Raw genomic sequence first — 8349 nt, 5'->3', positions numbered from 1 at the left:
TTTGTTTTTTGGCAAGCACACCGCCCGGAGCGCGCCGGCTAGTCGGCTGCGCGAGAATGACTTGCGGTACCGAAGACAGGAGTCACCCATCATGTCCACCAACTCTCCCGACGAGCGCCCGGAGCGCGACCAGCGCCGCCGGGACAGTGGTGACCGCGGCGACCGTGGCGGGTACCGAGGGGCGCCGCGCCGCGACAACGATCGCCGCGACGACAACCGTGGCGGTTCCGACCGAGGTGGCCGACCCGCGGGTGCCTATGGTCGCCGTGAGGACCGACCGGCGGCACCCCGACGTGACGACCGGGGTGACCGGCCCGCCGGCGGAGGCTTCCGCCGCGACGACAACCGTGGCGACAACCGTGGTGAGCGTGGCGGTGCTCCGCGCCGCGACGACCGGCGTGACGGAGATCGCGGGGCTCGTCCCGCTTTCCAGCGTGACAACCGTTCGGACCGTCCGGAGCGCTCCGACCGTCCGGCAGGGCCTCGTCGCGACGACCGGGGGGACCGTCCCGCTTTCCGTCGGGACGACAGCCGTGGTGGTGGCGGTGACCGCGGCGGCTTCGTGCGGCGCGACGATGATCGTGGTGGGTTCCGTGGCCGGAGCGACGACCGCGGCGGCCGTCCCGCCGGCGGTGGCTTCCGTGGGCGGGATGATCGCCAGGATGACCGTGGTGGCCGTCCGGCCGGCGGCGGGTTCCGTCGTGACGACGATCGTGGTGACCGCGGCGGGTTCCGTCGTGATGATGATCGTGGTGGGTTCCGTGGCCGGAGTGACGACCGCGGTGGCCGTCCCGTCGGCGGTGGGTTCCGTGGGCGGGATGATCGCCAGGATGACCGTGGTGGCCGTCCGGCCGGCGGCGGGTTCGCCCGTCGTGACGACCGTCAGGATGACCGTGGTGGTCGTCCCGCCGGTGGCGGGTTCCGTCGTGACGATGATCGTGGTGGGTTCCGTGGCCGGAGTGACGACCGCGGTGGCCGTCCCACCAGTGGTGGCTTCCGTGGGCGCGACGACCGGCCGGCAGCCCCCCGTCGCGACGACCGACGAGACGATCGACGGGACGGAGAGCGTTCCGGGTTCCGTCGTGATGACGATCGTGGTGGGTTCCGTGGGCGGAGTGATGACCGTGGTGGTCGTCCGGCCGGTGGTGGTTTTGCCCGTCGTGACGACCGCCAGGATGACCGGGGTGGCCGCCCCGCAGGCGGCAGTGGCTTCCGTCGTGACGACAACCGTGGTGGCAGCTCCGCCGGAGGCGGCGGGTTCCGGGGGCGGGACGACAACCGCGGTGACCGTGGTGGCTTCCGGCGTGATGACGACCGGGGGGACCGTCCCGCTTTCCGTCGGGACGACAGCCGTGGTGGTGGCGGTGACCGCGGCGGCTTCGTGCGGCGTGACGATGATCGTGGTGGGTTCCGTGGCCGGAGTGACGACCGTGGCGGCCGTCCCGCCGGCGGTGGCTTCCGTGGGCGGGACGACCGTGGAGGTCGGCCCGGTGGCGGCGGTGGCTATCGGGGTCGTGACGACAGCCGGGGCGACGACCGGCGTGGCGGCGGGTTCCGTGACGAGCGTGACCGGGACCGGGAGCCGATCAAGCGGCTGCCGATCGCCGAGGACGTCACGGGCGACGAGATCGACAAGGACGTACGCCAGGAGCTGATGAGCCTGCCCAAGGGGCTGGCCGAAGAGGTCTCCAAGAACCTGGTGATGGTCGCCCGGCTCATCGACGAGGACCCCGAGGGTGCTTACGGGTACTCGCGGGTGGCCCTGCGGCTGGCTTCGCGCGTGGCTGCCGTACGAGAGGCGGCCGGGTTCGCCGCCTACGCGAACCAGAAGTACAGCGAGGCGCTGGCCGAGTTCCGTGCGGCTCGGCGGATGACGGGGAACGTCGACCTGTGGCCCGTCATGGCCGACTGCGAGCGTGGGCTCGGGCGGCCCGAGAAGGCGCTCGACATGGCCGGGGCGCCCGAGGTGCACAAGCTGGACAAGGCCGGACAGGTCGAGATGCGGCTCGTCGCGGCGGGCGCTCGGCGTGACATGGATCAGCTCGACGCGGCCATCGTGACTCTGCAGAGTCCCGAGCTGGCCTCCAGCTCCGTACAGCCGTGGACCGCGCGCCTGCGGTACGCGTACGCCGACGCGCTGTTGGCAGCCGGGCGTGAGGACGAGGCACGCGAGTGGTTCGCCAAGGCCGTCGAGTCCGACAAGGACGGCAGCACGGACGCCTCGGATCGCCTTGCCGAGCTGGACGGTGTGGAGTTCGTCGACGCCTTCGACGAGAGCGAGGACACGGACGAGGCCGAGGACGGGGTCGAGCTCGCCAAGGCCGTCGAGTCCGTCGAGTCCGGGTCCGCCGCCTCGACCGGGGCTGTGGAAGCGGCTTCGGCCGACGACGACATCGACGACCCCGACGACATGGGCGACATTGATGGCAGCGACGACGGGGCTTCGGACGACGTCGTCGAGGACGACAAGCGTTGATCTGACCTAGGCGGTTGAAGGGCGGGATCCCGGTCAGGGGTCCCGCCCTTTCGCGTTTCAGTGCGCCAGGCTGCGAAGGACCAGGCCGGAGGCCGGCTTGGGACCGAAGGACGTCGACTTGCGGGGCATCGTGACACCCTGACGGGCCAGGTCGCGTACGACCTCCTCGCGGACCGGGTGCAGCAGGACGGCCGTGGCGCCGTCCTGCTCCGCCTTCTCCACCGTCGCCGCCGTGTCGTGGATGTACGCGATGTGCGCCGGGGAGTCCTCGGGGATGTGCCAGACGTGGTCGAGGAGCGTGGCGTGCAGGACCGTCGCGTCCAGGGTGCGCCAGGCCTGCGGATGGCCGGCCGGGATGGTACGGGACAGAAGGGCCTCGTCCGGGCGGTCCACGAGGTGGAAGGCGCCGTCGCCGGCCAGGAGGAAGGCGTTGCCCGCGCCGGCCGCCTCCGCGAGAGCGGTGAGCGCCTCGGGGAGTGGGGTGGCCAGGTGACGTACCCGGAAGCGGCCCTCCAGGGCCGCCAGGGCCTCGGAGACGGGGAGGCCGTGCAGCAGACGGTGGATCGCGCGGACCCGAAGGGGGTAGCGGGCGGTGTTCACGAGGAGTACCAGACCGTGGTCCCAGGGGCTGGGAGACGGATGCTCCGCGCGTAGACGCAGATACGTCGCCCAGCGGTGGTGGCCGTCGGCGATGAGGGCCTGGTGATGTGCCAGATCCGCCTGGATACCGGCCAGTTCGGCGGGGTCGGTGACCGCCCACAGGCGATGGCCGAAACCGTCCTCCGTGGTCGTCGAGAGCAGCGGGGGGCGGCCGACCGCGCGTTCGACCACCGCGCTCGTGGTGTGGGGCGACGTGTCGGCGGAGTCGTCGCTCCGGTAGGTGAGGAGGAGGGGTTCGAGGTTCGCGGTGGTGGCGCGCATCAGGGCCGCGCGGTCCGCCACGACGTGCGGCATGACGTCCTCGTGCGGCAGGACGACGCCCTCCGACGGCTCCGACAGGCGCAGGGCGCCGATGACCCCGCGTTGGAGGTGGCCTGTCGTGTCGCGCTGCTCGTAGACGTACAGGGCGGGTTCGGGGTCGGTGGTGAGGATGCCCTCGGCGAGCCAGTCGTCCAGGGTGTCCGCCGCCTGCTCGTTGCGGATGGACGGGGTCGCCGCCTGGGGGAGGATCAGCCGGACGATGTTGTGCGGGTCGGCCGATTCGAGGTGTATCAGGCCGTCGGGGCGCACGATGACGTCGTACGGCGGTGAGGTCACGGCGGCCAGGCTGCCGACCCGGTCGGGGTCGTAGCGCAGGCCCCGGAACGGGGTCAGTTGAAGGCCCATGCGAGCCGGTACGTCCGCGGGACCTGCAGTGTTCATTGGTGCATCGTAGGGCTGTCAGTGGCATGGGGGATGATCGGGGGAAAGCCGGTCGAACGAGGAGCGATGCACAATGAGCCAGACCGTCAGGACGCGGCCCGGAAGCAGTGCGCGGACCCTCGGTGAGGCGTACGACACGGCGCTGCTCGACCTCGACGGGGTGGTGTACGCGGGGGGCAACGCGATCGTGCACGCCGTCGAGTCGCTCGGTGTCGCGCGGGACGGCGGGATGCGGCTCGCCTATGTCACCAACAACGCGTTGCGCACCCCGGACGCGGTGGCCGCGCACCTCACCGAGCTGGGCATAGCGACGGAGGGCTCGGACGTCATCACCTCGGCGCAGGCCGTGGCCCGGTTGATCGCCGACCAGGTGCCGGCGGGGGCGCGTGTGCTGGTGATCGGCGGCGAGGGGCTCCGGGTCGCGCTGCGCGAACGGGGGCTCGAACCCGTCGAGTCCGCCGAGGACGAGCCGGTGGCGGTCGTGCAGGGGTACGGCGGGCCCGAGTTGCCCTGGGGGCGGTTCGCGGAGGCGTGCTACGCCATCGCGCGCGGGGTGCCCTGGTTCGCGTCCAACACCGACCTGACGATTCCGAGCGCACGCGGCATCGCACCGGGCAACGGGGCCGCGGTGGAGGTCGTACGGATCGCGACCGGGGCCGAACCGCAGGTGGCGGGCAAGCCGTTGCCGCCGATGCACAGGGAGACCGTGCTGCGGACAGGGGCCACGCGTCCACTGGTCGTCGGGGACCGGCTGGACACGGACATCGAGGGCGCGTTCAACGGGGAGGTCGACTCGCTGCTGGTGCTGACCGGCGTGGCGGACGGCGCGCAACTGCTGGCCGCGCCGCCGCAGCACCGGCCCACCTATGTCGACGCCGACCTGCGGGGGCTGCTGACCGGGCAGCCCGAGGTGACGGACGCGGGCGACGGTTTCCGCTGCGGCGGGTGGACGGCGACCGCGGGGGAGAAGCAGCTGGACCTGACAGGGGACGGGGAAGCGCTCGACGGGCTTCGCGCGCTGTGCGCGGCGGCCTGGACGGCTGCGGGGGACGGGACATGTGCGTTGGACGGGGAGAAGGCGCTGGCACGGCTGGGGTTGTGAGGGGCGGGGGCTCGCGGCGCTCCTAAGGACGGACAACGAGGTGAAGGCGAGGGTAGGCTAACCTAACCTTGTGTTTGTCGACAGTCCTCCTGAACCTCGCGCGGAGACCGCCCCCGCGCCCCCGAAACGCCGGGCGATACGGGCCGTTGGGCTCGTCGTCTGTCTGGGGATCCTGCTTCTCGTCGCCCTCGCGAGCATCGCGATCGGCGCGAAGGAGCTGTCCGTGGAGCAGGTCTGGCACGGCCTGTTCCAGGACTCGGGGACCTACGGCGACGTCGTCGTGGGGGAGCGGGTCTCGCGCACCCTTCTCGGCCTCCTGGCCGGCGCCGCGCTCGGGTTGTCCGGAGCCGTTCTCCAGGCGCTGACCCGCAACCCGCTGGCCGATCCCGGGCTGCTCGGCATCAACGCCGGCGCCTCGGCGGCCGTCGTCACCGCCATCACCTTCTTCGGCGTCACTTCACTCAAGGGCTATGTCTGGTTCGCCTTCGTCGGAGCCGCCGCCGTCGGCGCGTTGGTCTGGTTCCTGGGCGGCAGCCGGGGTGCCACGCCCGTGCGGCTCGCTCTCGCGGGCACCGCGATCAGCGCCGCGCTCTACGGCTATCTCCAGGCCGTGATGATCACGGACGACGCCGCGCTCAACAGGATGCGCTTCTGGACGGTCGGGTCGCTGGCCTCGGCCACCGACGACACCATCACGCAGGTCCTGCCGTTCATCGTGGTCGGCACGGTCCTCGCGCTGCTGCTCGCCCGGCCGCTCAACGCCGTGGCGATGGGCGACGACACCGCCCGCGCCCTCGGCGCGAACCTGAACCGCACCCGCGCGCTGTCCATGGCGGCCGCGACCGTGCTGTGCGGGGCCGCGACCGCCGCCTGCGGTCCGATCGTGTTCGTCGGGCTGATGGTCCCGCACGTCGTCCGGTCCTTCACCGGCCCCGACCTGCGCTGGATCCTGCCGTACGCGACCGTCCTGTCGCCGGTGCTGCTGCTCGGCGCCGATGTCATCGGGCGGATGGTCGCCCGGCCCGCCGAGCTCCAGGTCGGCATCGTCACCGCGGTCATCGGCGGACCGGTCTTCATCTTTCTCGTACGACGGCGGAGGACGGCGCAGCTGTGAAGAGCAACCTTGTCCGGCCCGGCCGGGGAGGCGCCCGCGCGGGACGTTTCGTACGGACGCCGGGGGGCCTCTCCCTCCGCCTCGATGTGCGTGCGCTGGTCGTCGTCTTGGCGCTGCTGCTGACCGCGCTCACCGGGAGCGTGGTGCTGATCGGTACCGGTGACTTCCCGATCCCGGCCGGTGACGTCCTCAGGACGCTGTTCGGCGACGGGAACGCGGGCCAGGAGTTCATCGTCAACCAGCTGCGGCTGCCCCGGGTGCTGGTCGGGCTGCTGGTCGGAGCCTCGCTCGGGCTGGGCGGTGCCCTGTTCCAGGCCATCTCCCGCAATCCGCTGGGCAGTCCGGACGTACTCGGTCTCAGTCAGGGCTCGACAGCCGGTGCGCTGGTCGTGATCGTGCTGTTCTCCGGGAGCGCTGCCCAGGTCACCGCCGGGGCGCTCGTGGGCGGGCTGGTGACCGGGCTCGCCATCTATCTGCTGGCCTGGAAGCAGGGCGTGCACGGGTACCGGCTGGTGCTCGTCGGAATCGGGGTCTCGGCGGTCGTCACGGCGGTCAACGGTTACCTGATCACCAAGGCCGACCTCGTCGACGCGGCCCGTGCGGTCGTGTGGATGACCGGTTCCCTCAACGGGCGTGGCTGGGACCAGGTCTGGCCGCTGCTGTGGCTGTGCGCGGTCCTCGTACCCGTGGTGCTCGCGAACGCGCGCGGGCTGCGGATGACGGAGATGGGCGACGACGTGTCGTACGCCCTCGGGGTGCGCGTCGAACGCGTACGGCTGGTGCTGATGCTTGCCGCCGTGCTGCTCACCGCGGCTGCCACGGCCGCCGCCGGGCCCGTGGGCTTCGTGGCGCTGACCGCGCCGCAGCTCGCCCGGCGGCTGACCCGCTCACCCGGCCCGAACCTGGTGGCGTCCATGTGCATGGGCGCGACCCTGCTGATCGTGGCCGACTGGGCCTCGCAGCGGCTCTTCGGTGCCGACCAGCTGCCCGTGGGCGTGGTGACCGGAGTGCTCGGCGGGGTGTACCTGCTGTGGCTGCTGGTCACCGAGCGGAAGGCGGGCCGGATATGAGCCGGCCGGCGAACGAGCCGACCGGGAGCGGTCAAGTGAACAAGAACGTCGAGAAAGGCACCCACACCGTGAACCGCCTGTCCGCCGAGAGCGTCACCCTCGCCTACGACCGGCGGGTGATCGCCGAGCAGCTGTCGGTGGAGATCCCCGACAACTCCTTCACCGTCATCGTCGGCCCGAACGCCTGCGGCAAGTCCACGTTGCTGCGCGCCCTGTCGCGGATGCTGAAGCCGAGCGAGGGCCGGGTGCTGCTCGACGGGCAGGTCATCCAGTCGATGCCCGCGAAGAAGGTCGCACGGGCCCTCGGACTGCTGCCCCAGTCGTCGGTCGCGCCCGACGGGATCACCGTCGCCGACCTGGTGGGCCGGGGCCGCTACCCGCACCAGGGCATCCTGCGTCAGTGGTCACACGACGACGAGCGGATCGTCCGGGAGTCCATGGAGTCGACCGGCGTCGCCGAACTCGCCGATCGATATGTCGACGAACTCTCCGGTGGCCAGCGGCAGCGGGTGTGGATCGCGATGGCGCTCGCCCAGCAGACACCGCTGCTGCTGCTCGACGAGCCGACGACCTATCTCGACATCCAGCACCAGATCGACGTCCTCGACCTCTGCGCCGAGCTGCACGAGGAACAGGGCCGGACCCTGGTCGCCGTACTGCACGACCTCAATCACGCGGCCCGCTACGCCACGCACCTGATCGCACTGCGCGAGGGCTCCGTCATCGCCGAGGGCGCGCCGGGCGACATCGTCACCGCCGGGCTGGTCGAAGAGGTGTTCGGGCTGCGCTGCCAGGTCATCGACGATCCGGAGACGGGGACGCCGTTGGTGGTGCCGGCCGCGCGCAAGGCCCGTACGAGGGTGGCTACAGAAGTTTCCTGAGGCGGAACAGGTCCCGCAGGCCCGCCTCCAGTTTCACCCGGCCCGAACCCCACGCCTTCGCGAAGTTCAGCTCCCCGGCGACCATCGCCAGCAGGTCGTCGCCGGTCATGCTGAGCCGGATCTCGGCCTTCTCCCGGGGCGGACCCTGGAGGGTGTCCCGGACCTCGATACGGCCGCCCCGAAGGCGCCCTGCGAAGGTGACGTCCAGGTCGGTGATGTGGCAGCTCAGCGAGCGGTCCAGGGACGCCGCCTCGCGTACGTCCCCGCTCGCGCCCGCCATGTTGTCCGAGAGCTTGTCGAGTGCGCTGCGGCACTCCTCTTTCGTGGCCATCGCGAACGACGGT

General features: G+C 71.5%; 8 protein-coding genes. 6 read left to right on the top strand and 2 right to left on the bottom strand.

Annotated features, from left to right (window positions below; genetic code table 11):
- The first annotated feature begins 149 nt into the window (after positions 1 to 149).
- Positions 150 to 1655 carry a hypothetical protein gene (locus STRTUCAR8_RS55695; RefSeq protein ID WP_158697420.1) on the top strand — a complete coding sequence of 502 codons (1506 nt, stop codon included), beginning with the start codon at positions 150 to 152 and terminating at the stop codon, positions 1653 to 1655.
- Complete coding sequence (locus STRTUCAR8_RS22455; RefSeq protein WP_086025793.1) at positions 1655 to 2476, top strand: tetratricopeptide repeat protein; 822 nt, start codon at positions 1655 to 1657, stop codon at positions 2474 to 2476. The genes STRTUCAR8_RS55695 and STRTUCAR8_RS22455 overlap by 1 nt, the downstream gene beginning before the upstream one ends.
- Positions 2477 to 2533: 57 nt before the next feature.
- Here the strand turns inward: STRTUCAR8_RS22455 and STRTUCAR8_RS22450 are convergent, their stop codons facing one another.
- Positions 2534 to 3838 carry a DUF1015 domain-containing protein gene (locus tag STRTUCAR8_RS22450; protein ID WP_044472672.1) on the bottom strand — a complete coding sequence of 435 codons (1305 nt, stop codon included), beginning with the start codon at positions 3836 to 3838 and terminating at the stop codon, positions 2534 to 2536.
- A gap of 73 nt (positions 3839 to 3911) precedes the next feature.
- Here STRTUCAR8_RS22450 and STRTUCAR8_RS22445 point away from each other — a divergent pair, with 73 nt between their 5' ends.
- From STRTUCAR8_RS22445 to STRTUCAR8_RS22430, 4 genes are all read left to right on the top strand, one after another.
- Positions 3912 to 4940, top strand: coding sequence for an HAD hydrolase-like protein (locus STRTUCAR8_RS22445; protein WP_006378207.1), 1029 nt, complete (start codon positions 3912 to 3914; stop codon positions 4938 to 4940).
- A 70-nt stretch (positions 4941 to 5010) separates the two neighbouring features.
- The gene (locus tag STRTUCAR8_RS22440) at positions 5011 to 6054 is read left to right on the top strand and encodes a FecCD family ABC transporter permease (protein ID WP_006378205.1); all 1044 of its coding nucleotides are present in this window, start codon (positions 5011 to 5013) and stop codon (positions 6052 to 6054) included.
- A complete protein-coding gene (locus tag STRTUCAR8_RS22435) occupies positions 6051 to 7124 on the top strand; it encodes a FecCD family ABC transporter permease (RefSeq protein ID WP_006378206.1) in 1074 nt (357 codons plus the stop codon). Before STRTUCAR8_RS22440 ends, STRTUCAR8_RS22435 begins: the two co-directional genes overlap by 4 nt.
- Positions 7121 to 8005 (top strand): ABC transporter ATP-binding protein, encoded by an 885-nt coding sequence (locus STRTUCAR8_RS22430; RefSeq protein WP_044472671.1) that lies wholly within the window; start codon positions 7121 to 7123, stop codon positions 8003 to 8005. Before STRTUCAR8_RS22435 ends, STRTUCAR8_RS22430 begins: the two co-directional genes overlap by 4 nt.
- Here the strand turns inward: STRTUCAR8_RS22430 and STRTUCAR8_RS22425 are convergent.
- Positions 7989 to 8336: an SCP2 sterol-binding domain-containing protein gene (locus STRTUCAR8_RS22425; protein WP_006378173.1), complete on the bottom strand. Its 348-nt coding sequence runs from the start codon at positions 8334 to 8336 to the stop codon at positions 7989 to 7991. The two genes, STRTUCAR8_RS22430 and STRTUCAR8_RS22425, sit on opposite strands and share 17 nt — an antisense overlap.
- Positions 8337 to 8349: the final 13 nt, after the last annotated feature.

It is taken from the genome of Streptomyces turgidiscabies Car8, from assembly GCF_000331005.1.
Classification (GTDB): Bacteria; Actinomycetota; Actinomycetes; order Streptomycetales; family Streptomycetaceae; genus Streptomyces; species Streptomyces turgidiscabies.
Note: the sequence above shows the minus strand (reverse complement) of the source record. Positions and strands in the feature narration are given on the sequence as shown.

Excerpts from the sequence above, each read along its gene's own strand:
- STRTUCAR8_RS22455 (WP_086025793.1), top strand. The coding sequence starts at position 1,655 with ATGAGCCTGCCCAAGGGGCTGGCCGAAGAGGTCTCCAAGAACCTGGTG.
- STRTUCAR8_RS22450 (WP_044472672.1), bottom strand. The coding sequence starts at position 3,838 with ATGAACACTGCAGGTCCCGCGGACGTACCGGCTCGCATGGGCCTTCAA.
- STRTUCAR8_RS22445 (WP_006378207.1), top strand. The coding sequence starts at position 3,912 with ATGAGCCAGACCGTCAGGACGCGGCCCGGAAGCAGTGCGCGGACCCTC.
- STRTUCAR8_RS22430 (WP_044472671.1), top strand. The coding sequence starts at position 7,121 with ATGAGCCGGCCGGCGAACGAGCCGACCGGGAGCGGTCAAGTGAACAAG.
- STRTUCAR8_RS22425 (WP_006378173.1), bottom strand. The coding sequence starts at position 8,336 with ATGGCCACGAAAGAGGAGTGCCGCAGCGCACTCGACAAGCTCTCGGAC.